The organism is Deefgea sp. CFH1-16 (assembly GCF_016881365.1).
GTDB lineage: Bacteria > Pseudomonadota > Gammaproteobacteria > Burkholderiales > Chitinibacteraceae > Deefgea.
Genome location: NZ_WLYT01000001.1, coordinates 1,420,267 through 1,440,575 on the forward strand (window position 1 = coordinate 1,420,267; position 20,309 = coordinate 1,440,575).

Sequence of the window (20,309 nt, forward strand, 5' to 3'; positions counted from 1 at the left end):
TATTGATTGCCCCGCCGAATACTTAAATTCGAAGCGTAAATCATGCAGTTTTATCGGGATATTCACTACCACCGAAGCACTAGGCATGCTTTTTTTTGATTTGTATTAAAGTTTCATGAGAGCGTAACGCCTAAGCTAGGCGCAAATTCTCACGTTGGGTTACGCTATTATGCCTTCTTTAGCACCACATTTGCCGCAATTAATTTGCCCTGCTGGTAGTTTACCAGCCCTAAAAGCAGCAGTTCAGTCTGGTGCTGATGCGGTTTATCTTGGTTTTAAGAATGCGACCAATGCCCGCAATTTTGCTGGGCTTAATTTTACCGACTCACAGCTTAAATCGGGTGTTGAATATGCACAATCCCAAGGTCGGGAAGTACTCATTGCCATTAACACGTACCCGCAAGCGGGTCGAACCGCTGAATGGCATGCTTCAATCGACGCCGCAGCCGACTTAGGCGCTAATGCGGTGATCTTGGCCGACTTGGGTTTGCTTGAGTACGCCACCCGCCGCCATCCCCAGTTACGCCGCCATTTATCCGTGCAAGGTTCCGCCACCAATTTTGAAGCGGTAAACCTCGCATATGAACATTTTGGCATTAGCCGCGCCGTGCTGCCACGGGTTTTGACTTTGCCACAGATCGAATACGTCATTAAAAACACCCCAGTCGAAATCGAAGTATTTGGTTTTGGTAGCTTGTGTGTGATGGCCGAAGGGCGCTGTATTTTATCCAGCTACGCCACCGGCGAATCACCAAATGCCCATGGGGTGTGTTCACCTGCAAGCCATGTGCAATGGCTACCTAATGGCGATACCCTTGATACCCGCTTAAATGGCATTTTGATCGACCATTTTGAAAAAGACGAACCTGCCGGTTATCCAACCCTGTGTAAAGGCCGCTTTGAAGTCGGCGACGCCAGCTATTACGCGATGGAAGAGCCAACCAGCCTGAATGCACTGTCGGTACTGCCCGAGCTGATCCGCATGGGCGTCAAAGCCATTAAAGTCGAAGGCCGCCAACGCAGCCCCGCCTACGTCAGCGAAGTCACCAAAACCCTGCGCGCAGCGATTGATGCGGCGAGCGATCCACGGTATTCGGTGAAACCCGCTTGGCAACAGGCACTTAGCAAAGTGTCGGAAGGGCATCAACAAACGCTTGGGGCGTATAGCCGACCTTGGCGCTAAGACTTACCTAATTTATAAAAGCCACGCGGCCAGCGCGGCTGTTCAGTTTTAAATTCATCGAGGAAGATCCATGCAACTCACTCTTGGCCCGCTGCTTTACTATTGGTCACGCCAAGCCACACTCGATTTTTATGCCGCTGCTGCCGATTGGGATGTGAGCACGATTTATCTGGGTGAAGTGGTTTGCGCTCGCCGCCATGAATTACGCACTAGTGATTGGCTGGCCTTGGGCCAGCAATTATGCCAAGCCGGCAAAACCGTCGTTTACAGCTCGCAAGCCTTGCTCGAATCCGGTTCGGATTTGTCGTCATTACGCCGTTTTGCCAAAGAAGGCGGCTTACTCGAGGCCAATGATTTAGGCGCAGTTAAAATCGCGCGCGATTTAGCGATTCCGTATATTGCTGGCCCGCATCTGAATATTTACAACGGCGCCACGCTCGACTGGCATCAAGCCGCCGGTGCCATTCGCTGGCTACCCTCGCTCGAGGCCAGCCGCGCGGCGATTGTGGCCACTTTGGCGGAGGCCAAGCTACCCATTGAAACCGAAATCTTTGCCCATGGCCGCTTGCCACTGGCTTTTTCTGCGCGCTGCTTTACCGCCAGACATTACGATTTAAGCAAGGATGCCTGTGAATTTAAGTGCATCGAGCACGCCGATGGCCAGTTGCTCAAAACCCGTGAAGGGCAAGATTTCTTGCGCCTGAACGGGATTCAAACGCAATCGGCGGCTTGCCATGCCTTAATTCATGATTTGGCCAGCGTCACCAACGTGGGTGCTAGCCATTTACGCATTAGCCCGCAAGCAGAGTTTACCGCTGAAATTGTTGCCGCCTATGCCGCAGCGCTCGCGAATCCGGCAACAGCGCCTGAGCTCGATTGGCAACGTATTAATCCCGAAGGTCTGGTCAATGGTTATTGGCATGGCCAAGCAGGTATTTGCATGAAGGAAACCGTATGAACATCCCAGCACCGTTGATTAAATTACTGGCCGCACTCCCCGAAACACCACCCACCGCCGTTACGGTGGCGCTGCTCAATTTGGTTCGCAAGCAATTGTGGCCTGAAGAAGATTTTGCGTGGTGGGAAGGTCGGCAAGTGCGGATGGCGGTCAGCGATTTAAACTGGGGTATTACGCTAAGCTACCAGAATGGCCGCTTTGTCTGTGGCGATACCCCTGCTGATGTAACCTTAACCGCCAGCTTGGCCGATTATTGGTTAATTGCTCGGCGACAAGAAGATCCTGATACCTTGTTTTTTCAGCGCCGCCTGAGCATCACTGGCGATACCGAGTTGGGCCTAACGCTAAAAAACTTGATGGATGCGACCGACTTCTCGCCGCTATTTGCGCGCTTGCCGAGCAGCGTGCGGATGAAGTTGAACGTTTAAACCCTAGGGGCTGTTGCCATTGCGTTTTGCAGTAAGCAAACCCAACGTCAACAGACCCTTACTGCCACTGGTAGTCGCTTAGGCTTGAAAATGCGCGATGTTTTTTTTGTAAATCAGCGACTAAGCCAAGTAATTGATCAGCTTCAAGACTGATTTGATCAACCGCATTGGTCGCGGTATCAATTTTGCGATTTATTTCCAACATGGCGTTGGCCGTGTCTTGAATTGAAACTGTTTCTTTTTGTGCGGCACTGGCGATGCCCATCGATAAGACTTTCATTTCAGCGGTGTTTTGTACAATCGCATTTTGCCCTTGCATCGCACTGGCCACATCAATCGCCCCTTGATTCACGCCCTCGCTCACCTCGTGCATGGCTTTGGCCGCTTCACTCGTTGCTTGACCGATATGCTGTGTCATTTTGGCGATATCGGCAGTGGATGCCGTTGTTCTCTCTGCCAATTTGCGGACTTCATCGGCCACCACCGCAAATCCGCGTCCGGTATCCCGGCGCGAGCTGCTTCAATGGCGGCATTTAAAGCCAATAAATTCGTTTGGTCGGCAATGTCTTTAATCACTGTAGCCATGCCATCAATGGCCGCTGCTGCTGAACCCAGCTCTTGAATCATGCTCGACGACTGCTGTGTGACGACTATCAAATTGGCTGTGGCATGATGTGATCGCGACATACTGGCATGCGCTTCGTTGGCGGTTGCCGTTGTGGTCGTTGCCCGTTCCGTTGTCAAACCAACGCTATGTAATACACTCTCAACCGAGTTGGCCAATTGATCGGTGATCAATTTAATTTGGTGCGCTTCTTGGCTGGCTTGATTAGCCAATTGACTGGTATTGGCGCAATGCCCTTTTAACTGACTAGAAACACGAGCGACTTCAGCTGCTGCATGTTGAATCAAATTCACGGTATGAGCTTGATTTTGAATGAGTTGATTCACGGCCCTTGCCATGTCCCCCAATTCATTACTCCCCATATCAGGCAAGCGCCGACGTAAATCGCCATTGAGATCTGCCAGAAATTCTTTAACCATAAAAATAGGTTGGGTAATTGCACGACTGACTAAAAAAATACCGATCAGCAATATGCAGGTGGCGATCAATACTGAGCTCCATACCCAAAGCTGAGCTTGCTTAATAATCGCAGCTTGTTGATCGTTGGCCTGATGAATATTGTCTTCAATCAGTGAGCTAAATTTTTCCATACTGCCTTCTAGTCGGCCAAAAACTTGAAAGAAGTTTTGATAGGTCGCACTAGCGTCGCCATCGTGCTTTTCAAATTTATCGGCGGCAACTTGTGCCATTTGCACATATTCAGCCAAGTCTGGCTTTAGCGCATTTAACGCATCACGTTCGCTTTTTGGCAATTGCATTTGATCATTTTCAGCAATCAAACGGTTAAAGTTTTCTAGATGTTCTTTTAAGCCAGCTTTTACCGCTTTAACTTCATCTGGGTCTGGATTGGCCACCGCAAAAATTCGATTCATATCCAATACATCGGCCCGAATACCATCATGCATCATATCGGCTTCAGTTTGATTTCTGAGCAAAGTCGTTCCCTTACTCACCGCCTCAATACTCTGCACCAAATGGATATTATTAAGGTAAGCAATTGCACCAACAAACAACATGCCAGTCAGGGCAAATAGTCCTAAAATCGTGATTTGCGTACGAATTTTTAATTGATTCATCATGCAACCCCTTGAATCGAATCAATATAAACGCACTCCCAATAGTGGGTTTAAATGAGTTTATATCGATGTGTTAGCCCCCCGTTTTAGACCGCCCACTGCAGTATTGCAACATTATTCTGACGCCGAATATTATAAAAATTTACTAAAAACTTATTTATTTCCATTGCTTTGGAAAAAAAATGGCCTTCTTTTGCAAGAAGGCCATCGGATTAATGCAGTAGCACGATTTTAGTTGTTATACGCTTTCTCGCCGTGGCTAGACACATCCAGTCCTTCGCGTTCTTCGTCTTCTTTCACGCGCAGGCCAATGGTCATATCGACTAATTTATACGCCACCACCGCCACCGTACCCGACCAAGCAATCGTCACTAAAACACCCAATGCTTGGATTTTGACTTGATCGACAATGCTGTACGATGCAGCCACACCATTGCTCACGTAATCCCATACGCCAGTGCCACCCAGATCAGGGCTAGCAAATACGCCGGTCAAAATCGCACCAACAATGCCGCAAACGCCATGCACGCCAAACACATCTAAAGAGTCATCTGCACCCAATAAACGCTTCAAGCCGTGCACGCCCCACAAACCAGCGACACCCGCGATCACGCCCATCACCAAACCACCACCGACGACCCGACAAAACCCGCTGCAGGGGTAATCACCACCAAGCCAGACACCGCACCCGATGCCGCGCCCAATAATGACGGTTTACCTTTCCACAGCCACTCAATCAACAACCACGTCATTGCTGCCGCCGCTGTGTGCCACCCAAGTGTTTACAAAGGCCAAAGCCGCAGTACCGTTGGCTTCGAGTGCCGAGCCGGCGTTAAAACCAAACCAACCAAACCAGAGTAATGAAGCACCAATCATCGTCATTGTTAAGCTATGTGGCGTCATTGGGTCGCGACCATAACCAATCCGTTTGCCAACAAAGTACGAACCAATCAAACCAGCCACTGCGGCATTAATGTGCACCACCGTACCACCGGCAAAATCTAAAGCGCCATCTTGGAATAAAAACCCAGCCGTCGCTGCCGCTGCAGTTGCTGCCGCCGCACTAGTGTATGCATCAGGGCCAGCCCAGTACCAAACCATATGCGCGATTGGCAAATAAGAAAACGTAAACCACAGCACGCAAAAAACTAATAATGCCGAAAACTTAATGCGTTCGGCAAACGAGCCGACAATCAAACCGCAAGTAATTGCAGCAAATGCACCTTGGAACGCAATATAAATCAGCTCAGAAATACCAATGCCTTTATTAAAAGTAGCGGCAATTGAATCTGGCGTGACGCCCTTGAGCAGTAGTTTTGACGTGGAGCCAAAAAACGCATTGCCCTCAGTAAACGCCAAGCTATAGCCATAAATCACCCACAGCACGCTGATCAAGCTAAAAATACTAAACACTTGCATCAGCACCGACAGCATATTTTTGCTGCGCACCAAGCCACCATAAAACAGCGCCAAGCCTGGAATCGACATCAAAATCACTAAGGCCGTCGCCACAAACAACCAACTGTTATCGCCTTTATTGATCGTCATCACCGGTGCGGCAATTGCGGCAGCGGTGTTCTGAACGCTCACAGCCACTTCGACCACCGCCTCCATTGTTGCAGAGGCAGCACTGGCGGTTATCGCGTCAGCGGCAAAACTAGGGGCCGCCACCCACATGGCGGAAAACAAAGCTAAAGATGCGAGTATTTTTTTCATTTTCATGCGCTCCAGATCAAATCTATCGTGATGTATCGCTAGCGAATTTATTTTTCCTATTGATTTCGATGGCGATCGGCTCAATTTAAATTGCGGCGTCCCCCGTTTCACTGGTACGAATTCGCGCCACGTGCATCAAGTCAAAGACAAAGATTTTTCCATCGCCGATTTTTCCGGTATGGGCGGCTTTTTCAATCGCCTCTATCGTTTGCTCGAGTAACTCGTCGGCAATCGCGATTTCTACTTTGACCTTGGGTAAAAAATCGACCACATATTCAGCACCACGATACAACTCGGTATGTCCTTTTTGGCGACCGAAACCTTTTACCTCGGTCACAGTCAAACCCTGAACACCGATTGCTGAAAGGCCTTCACGAACTTCATCAAGCTTAAAGGGCTTGATAATTGCGCTTACAAATTTCATGGTGTAACTCCTTATACAAACGGTCAGATTGATGAGGGAATTGTTAGCATGAAGCGTGCCAGCTCAGCTTGGCGGCATTTTTCATTGATTTAGATTCATGCCGATCCAAGATAGCACTGTTGCAGCGCAATATTTAAATCAAACGTGCCATGTAATGCTCCGTCTTGGTGCATGTAAATCAAACTGTAGTGAATTTGAATCTGCTAAACTGGATTCAACCATTGCCAATAACTGGAGAAAATCATGTTAAAAGACAAATTTTTCGATGAAATCAGTAATAAAATCTCGGAAGCCATCGCCGCGAGCCCAGCGAAAGATATCGAAAAAAAAACGTGCGTGCCATGATGGGTTCGGCATTTAATAAAATGGACTTAGTCACGCGTGAAGAGTTTGAAATTCAACAAGAAGTGCTCGCCCGCACTCGCGAAAAACTAACGCAAATGGAAGCAAGGTTGACTGAACTTGAAATGTGCCTGCAAACCAACAACCCACAAGACGGCATATAAAATTGACGCCTAGTTAACATATGCAACAAATAAATAAGAAACCGAGCCATGTGCTCGGTTTTTTTGTACCATGAAAAAAACAACGACAAAAGAGATCGCCATGTCTGCCGCCGATGCCCGACTCAATCCAGAACCTTGCGCCTCTAGTTTCTATTTAAGCTACGCCAGCATTCTCGATCTCGACCGCTTAGCCCCGTTATTTAATGCCTACCGGCAGTTTCATGGCTGCCCAGATAATGAGGCTGAAGCACGGGCTTTTTTAGCTGAACGACTAGCGACTGGGGACTCCAAGATTTATTTAGCGCGTAATAGTGCCGGCGAAACCCTCGCCTTTGCGCAAGTCTTTGCCTGCTTTTCATCGATTGCTTTGTGTCGGAGCTGGGTGCTCAATGATTTGTATGTGCAACCGGCGTATCGTGGTCAGCACGTGGGTGAAGCCTTATTAGCTCAAGTTGAAAAAGAAGCGCAAGCCGCCGGAATCGGCATGCTGATGATGGAAACCGGCCCCGAAAACGTGCGCGCCCACCGCATTTATCAAAAAATGGGCTACGCCCGCGAAATGGGTTTATTTGCATTTTGTTCGTCGACTTAACGAATAACGACAAACACGGTTTATTCGAGCAAACATTTGGCCGTTGTCGACGCAACACGCGACCGCTACACGCCAAAAATTCTGAGCAAAGTCATTGCTCAATCAGATAGACATTCAATTTTAATCTTCAACAGGCAAAATACACTGATTGCTCGTTTTCAATCTTAGGTTTTGCTCGTGGCTCAAGAAGTGCTGAATTTTATTGATCAAGAAATTGCCGCTGGATGCGGATTGCTACAAGCCATGCAAGCGGCTGAGCGAGAATTCAATTTGAGTTCGCAACAGGTGTATCGCCTGCTACCTTATTTTGATCGCCGCATGTATTAAGATACATGGGTAGTGTATGGGGGCGAAGCGGGCCGATAAGCCGGGTCCTGTCCAGATGTTGCCATCCGTGACCATCATTCCTCTAGGCGCGCCATTACTGACGTGCTCAAGCAACCTACCCGTAGACTCAGCGAGCAGCTTCAACGCCTACTGCTTGGTCTTGCTCCGAATGGGGTTTACCCTGCCAGCGACTGTTACCAGCGCCGCGGTGCGCTCTTACCGACCCCTTTACGGGGCTCCTCTGACGAGGACACCTTTTCACCCTTACCGATCATCCAATCCCAATCATCTCATCTGACTGTTCAACTTGGATAACTGGCGGTTCAGCTCTCTGTTGCACTTTCCGTCGGCTCACGCCGCCTGGTCGTTAACCAGCATTCTGCTCTATGGAGCCCGGACTTTCCTCCCCCGCCAGCATTACACTGGCAGCAGCGATGGTCTGTCCCGCTTCGCGGTGGCGATTATCACCGCTATACCGACTCAGAGCAAGTAAAGATCACCCGCGACCTAAGTCGCGTTGTTCGCCTTAACGCCATTCCACCAATGAAACGCCAATGGCTGCGCCGCTATTGTGAAAATTATAGTTTTGCAATGAATCGCCCCAGCCATTAAAGGCCTGCACATAACCATGCAATTTACCGGTAATCGGGAAGGCCCATTCCAGCTGAATATTTGATCGATTTGGCGTAGCGCCGCCAAAATTTCAAATTGTTACGCCAAGTCAGTGAAAATACATGGTTCTGCCACGGATAAACCACCACCGTTTCTACCCGCCCAACGTAATCGCTGATATCTGGATTATTGTCGCTACTGGCTGACTCAGGTACGCGCCACCATGGCTTGATGAGCACGGATAAATCACCCGAAGTCAGGCCAAAACTGGCATATAAGCGATTCCACGAGCGCGACAGTGGATTGGTTTGGCCATTGGATTGATGCATCGCGCCCAAATTAATCATGCGTAATTTGAGCCATTCTGGCCCAGCTTGTACCGGGAAAGTCGCCCACAATTCGGGCTGATAATCGGTTTCTCTAAATGGCGAAGAATTCTGGCTATCGTAAGCCTGCCAGTAACTTTGCTGAGTGTATGCGCCCCATAGATCAACGTTAGAGCCGAAAGCGTCTTGCACCAATTTGGTTTTGAAAGAGAGCTGAAACTTGGTTTCTACCTTGCCATAATCTTGATCGCCACGGTGCGAGCAATTCAGTGGATTCGGTGAGCAAGGATCGTTATTGACTTTTTTACGCCAAGACACCGGCAAGATATACACCGGCTGGTATGGCTTAATATTAAAAACGCCACCTTTGTCTTGCGCCGATAGCTCCCAGCGCTGAGAAAAAACGTTTCTGCCGTGCTCACAGGCTGATCGGGCGCTAGCATTGTCGCTGCCGGAGCGACTGGAATTGCCACAATCGGCTCCACTGCGCTGGGCTGCTGCGACGGTTGTTTTGCCAGTTGGTCATAACAAGCCAGACGGTTTTGATTGTCTGCAATCTGTTGGCAAGTCGCCAAATCAGTCGCTTGTGCCGAGGCAGCTGCCAGTAAGGCCGCCAAACTCAAGATTGCTTTCATCTTTTCACCCTAAAGCCCTCAGCAAACAAGGGCGTGTTGATTGTGCAAAAATCATAACATCGCGCGCTTTGCAACGTGCAGCTACGCTGCAAAGCGTTCAGATTTCGCCACAAACTCAAACCAATTATTCGGCCACCCCTGCCGACTCATGCGTTTTAATGGGTAAACCCGTGACTTGAGACAAAGCCTCAGCGAGTGCCTGCGCTTTGGCGATATTGCTTGCCGTGGCGGAAAAATTAGCGAAGGCAAACCGCTCACCTTCGTCACCGGTGCCCGAGAGAATCACCCACACGGTATCTTTACGAAACAGATTAGGGTCTTGCTCAAAATGAATTTCGCTAAAAGCACTCAAGGGCGTGGTTTTTTTCCACAGCACCAGCAGACCCAATAAGCAAAAACGACGTTCAAGCTGCCCGTTTTCAACACGCTGCTCGCTAGGTAGCGCCCAAAACAGCACAATCCCAGCCAAAATCGAGTAATAAAACAGGCCAAAAAAGTGATTTTCAAACTGCGTTGATTCAATCAATGGCAGCCCCCAAATGCCCGCTGCAAATAAGGCCGCGCCGGTGATCCACCACGCAGGCGCGCTCACGCCACGTTGAACAACAGTTGCGTCGCCCATTACACCAGCTTCCATTGCACCAACTCACCGGCGCGCAATGGCACCACCACGCTATCGGCAAAGGCGTATTCCGTCGGCACGACCCAGCTTTCTTTACGCAAGGTCACGGTTTCAGTGCTGACTGGCAGGCCATAAAACGCTGGTCCATTCTGACTAGCAAACGCCTCCAAACGATCGAGCTTACCGGCTAAATCGAACACTTCGGCATACAGTGGCAACGCGGCGTGCGCGGTATACATACCGGCACAACCACAGGCGGTTTCTTTTGCGCCTTTAGCGTGCGGAGCGCTGTCGGTACCCAAAAAGAATTTATGGTTGTCATCGGCCGTTACTGCTTTCACCAAGGCTTGGCGATGAATTTCACGTTTTAAAATCGGCAGACAATACAGATGTGGGCGAATGCCACCAACGAGCATGGCGTTTCGATTCATCAATAAATGATGCGCCGTCACGGTTGCGGCGACGTTGTCTGGCGCGCTAGTAACAAAGTCAGCGGCATCTTTAGTGGTGATGTGCTCAAAAACGACTTTGAGGTTGGGGAATTTGGCCAATAGCGGCTGCATAATGCGATCGATAAACACCGCTTCACGATCAAAAATATCGATTTCACTGTCGACCACTTCACCATGCACCAAAAACGGTAGGCCCAATTCGGCCATTTTTTCAATCGCTGGTAACACCTTATTCACGTCGGTACACCCGGCATCCGAATTGGTCGTCGCACCTGCTGGATAGAGCTTAACGCCATGCACAAAGCCGCTGGCTTTGGCGGCGACAATATCGGCCGCGGTGGTGTTATCGGTTAAATATAAAGTCATCAAAGGCTGAAACGATTGCCCTGCTGGCACCGCAGCCAAAATTCGCTGGCGATACTCGCCAGCCAACGCCACATTAGTCACCGGCGGTTTTAAGTTGGGCATCACAATAGCGCGCGGCCAAATTCACGCACGGTATGCGGCAAAACGCTCGCCAAACCGGCGCCATCGCGCAGGTGTAAATGCCCAATCATCAGGACGAGCGATGGTGATGGTTTGCGTCATGTTTTTTCCTTTTTAACAGTCAATTTCCGCCGCCTTAGGATTTATCCATTTGCGGCAGCGTAGCTATACAGCAATGTATTGGCAGGCAACCCCTGATTGATAAGGGCTGCCTGCCAATACCTGAGTTATTCAGGTCATATTCAGATTTAGTGTTGATGCTGTGCCGCGCTCGTCGAGCTGGGGTTTAAAAACCCGTCTAAGCGCACCGAGTGCGTCAAAGACAAACGGTTTTATCGTTTGGCTCACGACAATCGAGGGCACAGCGGAGCTGGGCGCGATCAAAATCGCCTTTCTTTTCCCCCAACTCTTTGGCGGACAAAGAGTTGGGGTCCCCGTCGCGGACTGCGACTGTAAAACAATGTGCCGTAGGCACTTAAAATCATCAACACATAATCTGAACATCGCCGTTATTCATCTAAATTGGGATCATTCAACATCGCTCGAGCTCAGTTTGCGCTGATGCCTAGCCAGATCCAGTCAGCAATGGCGGCTTTTTTATTCCGCACGTTTTTTAATCAAAAACATAAATCGGGTTTCTTCTTGCCATTGCTCGAGCAATTCATTGCCGGTTTGCCGACAAAATGCCGCGAAATCGGTTGGCGTAGCTGGATCGGTGCAGGTCACTTGAACGACCTCTCCGCCCGCCAAGGTGGCCAGCGCTTTTTTGGTGCGCAAAATCGGCAAGGGGCAATTTAAGCCCGACAGATCAATCATTAATTGCGGGTGAATGCGAGCAGTCATGAGCGCAGATCCAAGCGAACAAAACGCCATTGTACCGAAGTCAATCCTACCTGTTGCAATCAATCCCACCTCAAGCTTGCGGCAAATTTGCTGCGCTTAAGTTTCACTTCATACAAAGCGGTTTAAATAGCGTCATCAAATCAAAACCACTTTGGAAAACACATTATGAAACTCATGACTTTCTTCGCCGCTGCCACTCTTGCCGCTTCAACACTGAGCTTTGCCAGCAGCAATGATTGCGCCCCACATCCTCGTGAGCAATGGGTGAGCGCTGCCGAAGCCAAAACCAAAATTGAAGCGCAGGGTTACAGCATTTCTAGTCTTAAAGTCTCTGACGGCTGCTATGAAATCAAAGGCCGTAATAAAGACAATCAACGCGTTGAAGTTTCGTTCGATCCAAAAACTTTAGAAATGGTTGAGTTTGAGCACGAAAGTTTTTTTGATTAAGACTGCCGACTGCGCAAGTAGTGGCTGGCGCAATCCCATCGCTCGGTCAGCACTAATGACAGCGGCCAAAATTAAAACGCAATTAAATATGCAAAATAAATAACGCTTAATTTTCGCTTAACTGAAGCATGTTGAAATTCATTTGTTGTTCCTACCACCACCGGAGAATCACCATGAAAGCACTTACTGCATTAGCCTTCACCGCACTGGCCGCCTCTTCTCTTAGTTTTGCCGGTGCCAACTGCACCCCACACCCCAAAGCTGAATGGTTAAAGCCGAGCGAAGCCACGGCCAAAATCGAAGCGATGGGTTACAAAATCAAAAAATTCAAAACCTCGGGCGAATGCTACGAAATCTACGGCCACAATAAAGAAGGCCAAAAAGCTGAGGTGTATTTCGACACCAAAACCTTAGCCATTGTGAAATCTGAAATCGGCGATTAATCCCTAGGGTCTGCTGAACATTGGTTTGCCAACCGCGTTGCAGCGGCGGGAAACCAACCGTCAACACACCCAAAGGTATTGGCTTGCAGCCTTTGGTATTTAATCACTGCAAGCCAATACCCATTCAATATCACCAGCGCGGCAAGTTAAGCCTTATTGGCAACGTAGCAAAGCCACTCAAGTGCTGATTCGATAAGGAACTGCAAAATGCAAAAAATCAAAGTGTGGGATCCCGTGGTTCGGGTATTGCATTGGAGCTTAGCGATTGCAGTACTGGGTAATTTTTTGAATGAAGAAGGCGATCTTATCCATCGCTGGGAAGGCTATGCCGCGCGGTCGGCATCGTCATCAGCCGCATTATTTGGGGCTTTATTGGCAGCGAACATGCGCGCTTTAGCAGCTGGTTCCCCACGCCGACTACGCTGAAAAGCTATCTGGCAGCGCAATTGCGCGGTGAGCATCCGCGATTTCTAGGGCATAACCCCGCAGGCGCGGTCATGATGCTGTTTTTATTGCTGATGGTCTTATCCTTAGGCGCCACAGGCTATATGATGGGTAGCGATGCTTTTTTTGGCGAAGAATGGCTAGAAACCCTGCATGAAACGCTCGCCTATACCTTACTGACTGGGGTTGGTCTGCATGTTGCTGCCGCGATTTTTGAAAGCTGGCGCCATCGAGAAAACCTACCCGCAGCGATGCTACATGGTTACAAACGAGCGAATACATCGCCAAAACCTCATGACATAAGGCATTAAGCAATCGCGGCAGCTTGGTCTGCCGCGATGTACTGATGGCGACTAGGGACTCAAACATGCGTATTTTATTAGTCGAAGACGATTTATTACTCGGTGAAGGCATACAAGACGGCCTGATTGATGCGGGTTTTGTCGTCGATTGGTTTAAAGATGGCGAAGCGGGTCGTACTGCACTGCAAACCGAGCATAGCTTTGACTTAGTGGTGCTCGATATTGCGATGCCGCGACTCGATGGTCTGAGCTTATTGGCATGGATACGCCGCAATTTGGGCGATTTGCCAGTATTGCTACTGACCGCGCGCGATTCGATAGAAGATCGCATCACTGGGCTTGATGCCGGTGCCGATGATTATTTAGTCAAACCGTTTGCGCTTGGCGAATTAATCGCGCGTTTGCACGCCTTATTACGCCGCGCCCATGGTCGCAGCGAAAACAGCCTGACTTGGCACAGCATTGTGCTTGATCCCGCACACAAAACCGCCAGCAAAGATGGTATACCGCTCGATTTAACGGCGATGGAATTTAAACTATTGCATTTACTGATGGCCAACTACCCGCATTATTTATCCCGCAGTCAATTCGACGAAAAGCTCTACGGCTGGCAAGGCGATATTGAGAGCAATACGCTGGATGTGCATCTGTCTCACCTGAGAAAAAAACTCGGCAGCGAAGTCATCCGTAATGTCCGTAATCTTGGCTGGCGCTTGGAGTCCAATTGATACATCGCATTCAACACTGGTTAAAGCATTCACTCGCAACGCGCTTAACGCTACTCATTCTGCTGGCGACCATCATCGCTTGGAGTGGTTTTAGCGCCGTCTTGCTTTATGAAGCACGCAAAGAAACCGCCGAAGTACTCGACGAGCAACTCACCGCCTACGCCGATTTGTTATGGCAAAACTTAGGCGGCGAAGATGATTTGCGCTCAAATAATAATCAAGACAATGATTACCATGATGAGCTGGCTTTCGCGGTTTACCATTTAGACGGTCGGCTGGTCACGGCCAGCCCAACAGCGCCCTTTCCCGCTGCAGCCCAGTGCGTCGAAAAAACCGTATTCCATCAACTTAAACGGCAAAGAATGGCAAATTACCGTGCGCTCGGGCGAAAACCACCAGCTGATTGTCGGTGAGCCACTGAAAAATCAACTCAAAATTGCCAAAGAACTCAGCGAGCATCTGCTCGAAATTGCGCTGTGGGCGCTGCTGTTGTTATTGCCGCTATTGTATTTTGCGATTCGGCAAGGCCTCAAACCACTCAAAATCGTTGATGCCGAATTAGCTCGCCGCGCGCCAAATAATTTAGACGCACTCAATATTGTCGTTCCAAGTGAAATCGCCCCACTGCGTGACCGACTCAATACCTTGTTTGCCCAAGTCAACCAAACACTGGCCCGCGAGCGACGCTTTACCGCTGACGCGGCCCATGAGTTACGCACGCCATTGGCCGGTTTACGGGTGCAAATTGAATTAGCACAAAGTAGCCCACGGCCAGAAACACGTGAAAAAGCACTCGGCAAAGCCCTACACGGTGTTGATCGGACCACGCGTTTGGTCACGCAGCTGTTGGCGCTCTCGCGCTTAGATCATGGTGAAACACCACAATTTGAAGCGATATCACTCAGCGATCTCGCACGCAGCGCCTTACTGGAAGCCAATTTGCCCGCCGATGAAGCCCATTTAAGCATTGAGCAGCCCTGCGCTTTAATTGGCCAACCGTTGTTGCTGGGTTTATTACTCAGAAATCTACTTGAAAATGCCAAGCATTATGCCGGCCCAGACGCCGAGATTGTGATCCAGATTCGCGGCGAAAAACTCAGCGTTTGCGATAATGGCCCGGGCGTGAGCAGTGATGATTTAGCCCGCATTGGCGAACGTTTTTATCGCCCTGCTGGGCAAAGCCAGCCCGGGGCAGGTTTAGGTTTATCGATTGTGCGCCGGATTGCCGATTTACATCAGGCCGAGTTCAAAATCAGCAACCGCGCCTCGGGTGGATTTTGCGCCGAAATCCGCTTTCAGCGTGAAGCGCAATAAACAACATTGAGGCAGCTCGCTGAACTTGTTACGATGCTGCCTTTACTCTCGATTGGACTCACGACGATGCATAAAATCCTGCTGTTGACTTGTTTGCTTGCTGGATTGGTGCAGGCGGCAGAATACGAGACCCACACTCCGAACAATATAGAAGCCGGTGAAGGCGATGGCTTAATGGGCTTTTTTTAAAAATAAAGCCCCAGTGATTCCGGCGGAGCAAGAGATTCAATACCCAGATTTAGCCACGCTCAAACAATGGGCTCCGCTTAAATTTGCGCAAGAAATTAAAAACAATAATTACTATCTTTCTCTTGATAGCTTAAGCCTCGGGCCTGATCGGATTGTGCGCTATGTCATCGCCGTGACGCCCAAAGCCGGTGGTCCAAAAAATATCTTATTTGAAGGCATTGATTGCAAAACTAACCAATACCGCACTTATGCTTGGGGCAACCCCAATAAGAATGAATGGCAAAAAAGCACGCAAGTCAAATGGAAGCCATTAAGTAAAAATCAATACAATGCTTGGCAAGGTAGCTTGTCGGATAACTTCTGCCAGATGGGCGATCCTTGGCCGGTAGAAACCATTCGAAAAGACTTCACCGTCGACAAGCGAGCCGGTGATTGCTTAGGTTGCCGCGCTAAATAATTTAATCCCTCGGGTCTGTTGTTCGCAAAAATCTAAACGGCAACAGCCCCACGCTCAATTCGCGACGCTAGCATTTATTGCGCTTCACATACCAGTTCAGGTAGCGGCTCGGCAAAAGCCGCCTGATATTTTTCGGCCAATTCACGCTCAGTAAAATGATGATTTTGCCCACCGCGCTGCTCGACTTTCAAGCTACCTAACAAACTAGCCAAACGCCCAATTTGCGGCCAATCCCAACCACGACTCAATCCATGCAGCAACCCCGCGCGAAACGCATCGCCACAACCGGTTGGATCTAGAATCTCAGACGCGGCTACTGCGGGGATTTGATGACAAACACCGGCGGTATAGATTTTTGCGCCCTGAGCCCCCAAGGTGACGATCAATGCTTGAACTTGTGCGGCAATCTCCAGCAGGCTAAGCCCGGTACTCGTGCACAGCATTTCAGCTTCATAGTCGTTGACGGTGACATAACTGGCTAAAGCCAGCATGGCCTTGAGCTCTTCACCGTTAAACATCGGTAAGCCTTGGCCGGGATCAAAAATAAACGGGATTTTCGCTGCGGCCAATTGCTGACAATGTTGCTGCATCCCCGCCTTACCATCGGGCGATACAATGGCGATGTCGATCGGCTCTGCCACCGTGCTCACAGTATTGAGATGTGAGCCATTCATCGCGCCCGGATGAAATGCAGTAATTTGGTTGTCGTCTAAATCGGTCGTAATAAAGCACTGCGCAGTAAAACCATCTTGCACCTGAATATAATCGCGGCGAATCTGCTGACGATCTAAAAAATCAGCATAAGGACCAAAGTCTTGCCCCACGGTCGCCATAATTAACGGCTCAGAACCGAGCATTTTAAGGGTGTACGCAATATTGCCAGCGCAGCCGCCCAATTCGCGCCGCATTTCTGGCACTAAAAATGACACCGATAAGATATGAATCTGCTCGGGCAAAATATGCTGCTTAAAATATCCGGGGAAAATCATAATCGTGTCATACGCCATTGAGCCACAAACTAACGCTGCCATCTTGCTCTCCTGATATCAATTAAGCGGACTTCATCATTACTGTGCGGCTGGCCGAAACACATTATCGTTCGTCATTCGCCGGTTAATTCTGTCTGTATTCATACACCAAGTTTCTATTACTCGTGCATATTCCTAGGGTTTTCAGGTATTTTTATGTCATGGGAATCATTCTTTCATCTACTGTCATTTTAATCTTAGCGACCTTGAGCTGCATCTTCGCCATTGCGCAATACGCGCTACTGGTGCGTGCGCATCACTCCGAGCGAGGATTGGCCACATTGGCCTATGGCGGCACGCTGCATGCATTGGCCACACTGGTTTATGCGTTTACCTTGGGTAGCCGCTATAACACGCTCGTTGCGCCGATTTTAATCGCAGGTTTGCTGGTTTTGCTCGCAGGCACTCGACGATTTTTTGCCCGCCCCGCCTTGCTTGGTCACTGGGCATGGAGCTTAGCCATTAGTGCGATCATACTCAGCGCCCAATGGCTAACGAGCCTTAATCAATACCATGCTTGGATATTGCAATGCCTCACCCTATTGCCGCTGTTGCTGCGAATCGCTTACGAAGCACGCCATGCCGATAACGACGAACATTGGCCCTTACCTCGACTGGTATTAATTCTTATTTGGTTAGGCTATGCCGGCATGATGGTATTTTTAATCTGCCTGCCCGCCTACTCTTTGCAAAATGCCCTATTGATCATCTTATTAATGAGCAATTTGGCCTTGCCCTATGGTTATCACAACACGCTGTCACATCGACTACATACCCGCTTAATTAAGCTCAATCGTTATGATGCGCTCACCGGATTATTTAATCGGCGCGGGATTGAGGAATACACCGTGCGCGAACTGCGGCGCACCCAAAAATACCGTCAGCCATTGGCGATTATTGGCGTGAATATCAAGCAATTTCATGAAATTAATCAGCGCTATGGTTTTGCCGCTGGCGACATGGCGCTCAGAAAAGTCGCCCGTAGCTTAAAATCTATCGCCGCCACGACCTACCCTTGCGGTATTGGGCGCTTTACCGGTAATGATTTTATTTTGATCTTGAGTAATATGCCGATTCAGCAGGTGCGTAACACCATGCTAGAAATCGAACTTGCAATTAACAGCTTACAAATTGAGCATAGCGATAGCAGCTTTCATCTAGGCTGTGTCATTGACGTCGTGCGTGCCGGTGTTCACGGCAACCATGCCAATCAATTGCTAATGGCGCTGCAAGCCGCTATCGAACAACGCAAAAACACTAAGCAGCTCAGCAACAAAACGCCACTCTCCCCAGTCGAAATTGATTAATACAAGAGTATTTAACTGCAGCATTTATATTGCATTAACTACAAAGCAATACCCATAGTTTTATTTCGATTTGTTATAGAAACTATGCTGCAGCGTCGCTACTTATTTTTTATTGTCTGCTGCCGACTCAACACGATTACGGCCATTACTTTTAGCCTGATAGAGCGCAGCATCCACCCGCTGCATCCATTCATCCAAAGAATCAGAGCCCCGAAAAGCGGACAAACCAATACTAATGGTTAAGGTATGTCGATGCGGAAAATGCGCGCTGGCAATGTATTGACGCAGTTTTTCCGCCAATAAACCCGCTTGTTCTAATGTCACACCAGGAACTAACAACACAAACTCTTCACCCCCCCAACGAAATAAACTATCACTGGGGCGAATTTGACTTTTCACCAGCTCAGCCAAACGCACTAAAACCAAGTCCCCCATCGGATGACCAAATTGATCATTCACCCGCTTAAAAAAATCAATATCGAGCATCAATAGGCAAACCTTTTGCCCATAGCGAATCGCGCGCGACATTTCGGCAGAAACCATTTGTTCAAACTGCCGCCGATTACCACATCCAGTTAGTGCATCGGTTTCTGCATCGTGCACTAAGCTACGATTCACTTCTAACAAACGTGAATTAACCATCTCAAACGCAATACGCAACTCAGACAAAGTATCTTCGCTTTGTTGACGCAAGCTGGTTTGCACCGCTAATAGTTGCGCCGTTTGCTGTCCCTCGTCTTTTGCCGTGTTTAATTCTGACTGCTGTTGCAAACTTTGATGTTGCTTAGTCTGCCGCCGGGCCAAACAATAATCTTCTATCGGTTGCAATGCCGGATCATGGCACGTCTCTACATGCGCCGCGCTTTCATAACGCCGTAGTAATTGTAAGGTTTTATCTTGCCAGTTTTGAATATTGTGCCTGACCAAAAAATAAATCCCCAGCAGCGCCAAGATAGAAATTAGCGCCAAACCAAAGCCCAATATTTGTCTCGCAGTTTGGTATGCAGCAACATCAAAACTAACCGCTAAAATCAAATTGCTATACGACAACTGTGGACCAATTGGCAAAGCTAGATAATATCTGCCATGTCGATCTTGCACTGCTTGATGACTCAATAGCGGAGGCTGAGTTGCGGGTCGCTGCTCAGTAAAAATGGAATAATATCCCTGCGGCCCTTGTAGCAAAATATCCAGTTCACTCGGCAATAAAATCGAATTTGGCTGTTGAAATAAGGCATCAAATACGGCCATATGATCATGCTGACGCTGGAGTAATGATTTCAACTCCACCGTCGTGATTAACCAAAATGCCTGCTTCGCTGGGGCATAAAAATGATAAACCGTCAGCTTTCCGGTCTTGGCCGAGATCGCCAAATGATTTTTAATCACGCTAGCACTACCGATTTGTTTGCGTAATTGCTCATTGAGCAGCGCTGATTTTTTCCAGCTCTCATCGGCGTTTTCGCCAGCTGTAGCACCAATCATCATGGCGCTTTGCGGATAATAAATTGAGGCGCTGCCGACCTGTAAGGCTTTAGCGATTTGCTGCAATGCAATCGGATTGGTGGCCAATACACCGTTGATACGCGGCCACACCGCATCAATCGACGCGGGTGAAAAACTCAACGGAGGCTGATCATGTTCAAGGATTTGATTCAGTCGAGCCAATTGCATTCGCGACTGCGCTTGTAGTCTCTGCAGAGCAAGCTCGACTTGCTGCGTTTCTAAATAACGCAAGATACCATAGCTCAAGCCAGTCACTGCCAGTAGCAAAATGACCAGAGCCAATAGCCAAGAAACCAACATTCGCTGCATCACACCCAAACCATAGCTGACTCA

The 20,309-nt window shown here is 48.9% G+C and carries 24 protein-coding genes, 1 other RNA gene and 4 pseudogenes; 16 read left to right on the plus strand and 13 right to left on the minus strand.

Features of this window, described 5'->3' with window-relative positions; translation table 11 throughout:
• The first annotated feature begins 169 nt into the window (after positions 1–169).
• The 3 genes from GKO28_RS07825 (at position 170) to GKO28_RS07835 (ending at position 2,569) form a co-directional block, all read left to right on the plus strand.
• On the plus strand, positions 170–1,183 hold the full coding sequence (locus GKO28_RS07825) for a peptidase U32 family protein (protein ID WP_182075886.1): 1,014 nt from the start codon (positions 170–172) through the stop codon (positions 1,181–1,183).
• A 70-nt stretch (positions 1,184–1,253) separates the two neighbouring features.
• Positions 1,254–2,141: a U32 family peptidase gene (locus GKO28_RS07830; protein WP_182075887.1), complete on the plus strand. Its 888-nt coding sequence runs from the start codon at positions 1,254–1,256 to the stop codon at positions 2,139–2,141.
• A complete protein-coding gene (locus tag GKO28_RS07835) occupies positions 2,138–2,569 on the plus strand; it encodes an SCP2 domain-containing protein (protein WP_182075888.1) in 432 nt (143 codons plus the stop codon). Before GKO28_RS07830 ends, GKO28_RS07835 begins: the two co-directional genes overlap by 4 nt.
• A 58-nt stretch (positions 2,570–2,627) precedes the next feature.
• On the opposite strand, the pseudogene GKO28_RS22210 reads toward GKO28_RS07835, so the two are convergent.
• The 5 genes and pseudogenes from GKO28_RS22210 to glnK all read right to left on the minus strand — a co-directional run bounded on the left by GKO28_RS22210 (position 2,628) and on the right by glnK (position 6,410).
• Positions 2,628–4,273, minus strand: a pseudogene (locus GKO28_RS22210) (methyl-accepting chemotaxis protein).
• A 228-nt stretch (positions 4,274–4,501) separates the two neighbouring features.
• Positions 4,502–4,888: a hypothetical protein gene (locus tag GKO28_RS19535; protein ID WP_247646424.1), complete on the minus strand. Its 387-nt coding sequence runs from the start codon at positions 4,886–4,888 to the stop codon at positions 4,502–4,504.
• Positions 4,888–5,022 (minus strand): hypothetical protein, encoded by a 135-nt coding sequence (locus GKO28_RS19540; RefSeq protein ID WP_247646425.1) that lies wholly within the window; start codon positions 5,020–5,022, stop codon positions 4,888–4,890. The genes GKO28_RS19535 and GKO28_RS19540 overlap by 1 nt, the downstream gene beginning before the upstream one ends.
• A complete protein-coding gene (locus GKO28_RS07850) occupies positions 5,003–5,986 on the minus strand; it encodes a hypothetical protein (RefSeq protein ID WP_247646426.1) in 984 nt (327 codons plus the stop codon). Before GKO28_RS07850 ends, GKO28_RS19540 begins: the two co-directional genes overlap by 20 nt.
• An 85-nt stretch (positions 5,987–6,071) precedes the next feature.
• Positions 6,072–6,410: a P-II family nitrogen regulator gene (gene glnK, locus GKO28_RS07855; protein WP_182075889.1), complete on the minus strand. Its 339-nt coding sequence runs from the start codon at positions 6,408–6,410 to the stop codon at positions 6,072–6,074.
• A gap of 243 nt (positions 6,411–6,653) precedes the next feature.
• Here glnK and GKO28_RS07860 point away from each other — a divergent pair.
• The 3 genes and pseudogenes from GKO28_RS07860 (at position 6,654) to GKO28_RS07870 (ending at position 7,835) form a co-directional block, all read left to right on the plus strand.
• Positions 6,654–6,916 (plus strand): annotated as a pseudogene (locus GKO28_RS07860) (accessory factor UbiK family protein).
• A 100-nt stretch (positions 6,917–7,016) separates the two neighbouring features.
• Positions 7,017–7,508: a GNAT family N-acetyltransferase gene (locus GKO28_RS07865; RefSeq protein WP_182075890.1), complete on the plus strand. Its 492-nt coding sequence runs from the start codon at positions 7,017–7,019 to the stop codon at positions 7,506–7,508.
• A 177-nt stretch (positions 7,509–7,685) separates the two neighbouring features.
• Positions 7,686–7,835 carry a hypothetical protein gene (locus GKO28_RS07870; protein WP_182075891.1) on the plus strand — a complete coding sequence of 50 codons (150 nt, stop codon included), beginning with the start codon at positions 7,686–7,688 and terminating at the stop codon, positions 7,833–7,835.
• Between the two features lie 20 nt (positions 7,836–7,855).
• Here GKO28_RS07870 and rnpB read toward each other — a convergent pair.
• The 6 genes and pseudogenes from rnpB to GKO28_RS07900 form a co-directional block, all read right to left on the minus strand.
• Positions 7,856–8,286: RNase P RNA component class A (gene rnpB / locus GKO28_RS07875), an RNA gene on the minus strand.
• Between the two features lie 75 nt (positions 8,287–8,361).
• A complete protein-coding gene (locus tag GKO28_RS22755) occupies positions 8,362–8,457 on the minus strand; it encodes a hypothetical protein (protein WP_374220718.1) in 96 nt (31 codons plus the stop codon).
• Positions 8,458–8,470: 13 nt separating this feature from the next.
• Positions 8,471–9,160: pseudogene (locus tag GKO28_RS07885) on the minus strand (phospholipase A); the annotation flags it as partial.
• Positions 9,161–9,532: 372 nt separating this feature from the next.
• Positions 9,533–10,045 (minus strand): hypothetical protein, encoded by a 513-nt coding sequence (locus tag GKO28_RS07890; RefSeq protein WP_182075892.1) that lies wholly within the window; start codon positions 10,043–10,045, stop codon positions 9,533–9,535.
• Positions 10,030–11,070 (minus strand): annotated as a pseudogene (pyrC, locus tag GKO28_RS07895) (dihydroorotase). Before pyrC ends, GKO28_RS07890 begins: the two are co-directional and overlap by 16 nt.
• Before the next feature lie 495 nt (positions 11,071–11,565).
• A complete protein-coding gene (locus GKO28_RS07900) occupies positions 11,566–11,811 on the minus strand; it encodes a sulfurtransferase TusA family protein (RefSeq protein WP_210768892.1) in 246 nt (81 codons plus the stop codon).
• A gap of 165 nt (positions 11,812–11,976) precedes the next feature.
• Here GKO28_RS07900 and GKO28_RS07905 point away from each other — a divergent pair, with 165 nt between their 5' ends.
• The 9 genes from GKO28_RS07905 (at position 11,977) to GKO28_RS07935 (ending at position 16,135) form a co-directional block, all read left to right on the plus strand.
• The gene (locus GKO28_RS07905; protein WP_203564024.1) at positions 11,977–12,258 is read left to right on the plus strand and encodes a PepSY domain-containing protein; all 282 of its coding nucleotides are present in this window, start codon (positions 11,977–11,979) and stop codon (positions 12,256–12,258) included.
• A gap of 173 nt (positions 12,259–12,431) precedes the next feature.
• The gene (locus GKO28_RS07910) at positions 12,432–12,701 is read left to right on the plus strand and encodes a PepSY domain-containing protein (RefSeq protein ID WP_182075893.1); all 270 of its coding nucleotides are present in this window, start codon (positions 12,432–12,434) and stop codon (positions 12,699–12,701) included.
• 207 nt (positions 12,702–12,908) lie between these two features.
• On the plus strand, positions 12,909–13,127 hold the full coding sequence (locus GKO28_RS22215; RefSeq protein WP_307838968.1) for a hypothetical protein: 219 nt from the start codon (positions 12,909–12,911) through the stop codon (positions 13,125–13,127).
• Positions 13,073–13,456, plus strand: coding sequence for a cytochrome b/b6 domain-containing protein (locus GKO28_RS07915; RefSeq protein ID WP_307839089.1), 384 nt, complete (start codon positions 13,073–13,075; stop codon positions 13,454–13,456). Before GKO28_RS22215 ends, GKO28_RS07915 begins: the two co-directional genes overlap by 55 nt.
• A 56-nt stretch (positions 13,457–13,512) precedes the next feature.
• The gene (locus tag GKO28_RS07920) at positions 13,513–14,175 is read left to right on the plus strand and encodes a response regulator transcription factor (protein ID WP_182075894.1); all 663 of its coding nucleotides are present in this window, start codon (positions 13,513–13,515) and stop codon (positions 14,173–14,175) included.
• Positions 14,172–14,588: a hypothetical protein gene (locus tag GKO28_RS07925; protein WP_182075895.1), complete on the plus strand. Its 417-nt coding sequence runs from the start codon at positions 14,172–14,174 to the stop codon at positions 14,586–14,588. Before GKO28_RS07920 ends, GKO28_RS07925 begins: the two co-directional genes overlap by 4 nt.
• On the plus strand, positions 14,551–15,489 hold the full coding sequence (locus GKO28_RS19545; protein ID WP_182075896.1) for an ATP-binding protein: 939 nt from the start codon (positions 14,551–14,553) through the stop codon (positions 15,487–15,489). The genes GKO28_RS07925 and GKO28_RS19545 overlap by 38 nt, the downstream gene beginning before the upstream one ends.
• A gap of 66 nt (positions 15,490–15,555) precedes the next feature.
• Positions 15,556–15,678, plus strand: a complete 123-nt coding sequence (locus GKO28_RS21290; RefSeq protein ID WP_282099254.1) for a hypothetical protein — start codon at positions 15,556–15,558, stop codon at positions 15,676–15,678.
• 13 nt (positions 15,679–15,691) lie between these two features.
• Complete coding sequence (locus GKO28_RS07935; protein ID WP_182075897.1) at positions 15,692–16,135, plus strand: CNP1-like family protein; 444 nt, start codon at positions 15,692–15,694, stop codon at positions 16,133–16,135.
• A 74-nt stretch (positions 16,136–16,209) separates the two neighbouring features.
• On the opposite strand, the gene GKO28_RS07940 is transcribed toward GKO28_RS07935, so the two are convergent.
• The gene (locus GKO28_RS07940; RefSeq protein WP_182075898.1) at positions 16,210–17,166 is read right to left on the minus strand and encodes a carbohydrate kinase family protein; all 957 of its coding nucleotides are present in this window, start codon (positions 17,164–17,166) and stop codon (positions 16,210–16,212) included.
• Positions 17,167–17,369: 203 nt separating this feature from the next.
• Here GKO28_RS07940 and GKO28_RS07945 point away from each other — a divergent pair, with 203 nt between their 5' ends.
• The gene (locus tag GKO28_RS07945; RefSeq protein ID WP_182075899.1) at positions 17,370–18,470 is read left to right on the plus strand and encodes a GGDEF domain-containing protein; all 1,101 of its coding nucleotides are present in this window, start codon (positions 17,370–17,372) and stop codon (positions 18,468–18,470) included.
• Between the two features lie 102 nt (positions 18,471–18,572).
• On the opposite strand, the gene GKO28_RS07950 is transcribed toward GKO28_RS07945, so the two are convergent.
• Positions 18,573–20,285: a GGDEF domain-containing protein gene (locus GKO28_RS07950; RefSeq protein ID WP_182075900.1), complete on the minus strand. Its 1,713-nt coding sequence runs from the start codon at positions 20,283–20,285 to the stop codon at positions 18,573–18,575.
• Positions 20,286–20,309 lie beyond the last annotated feature (24 nt).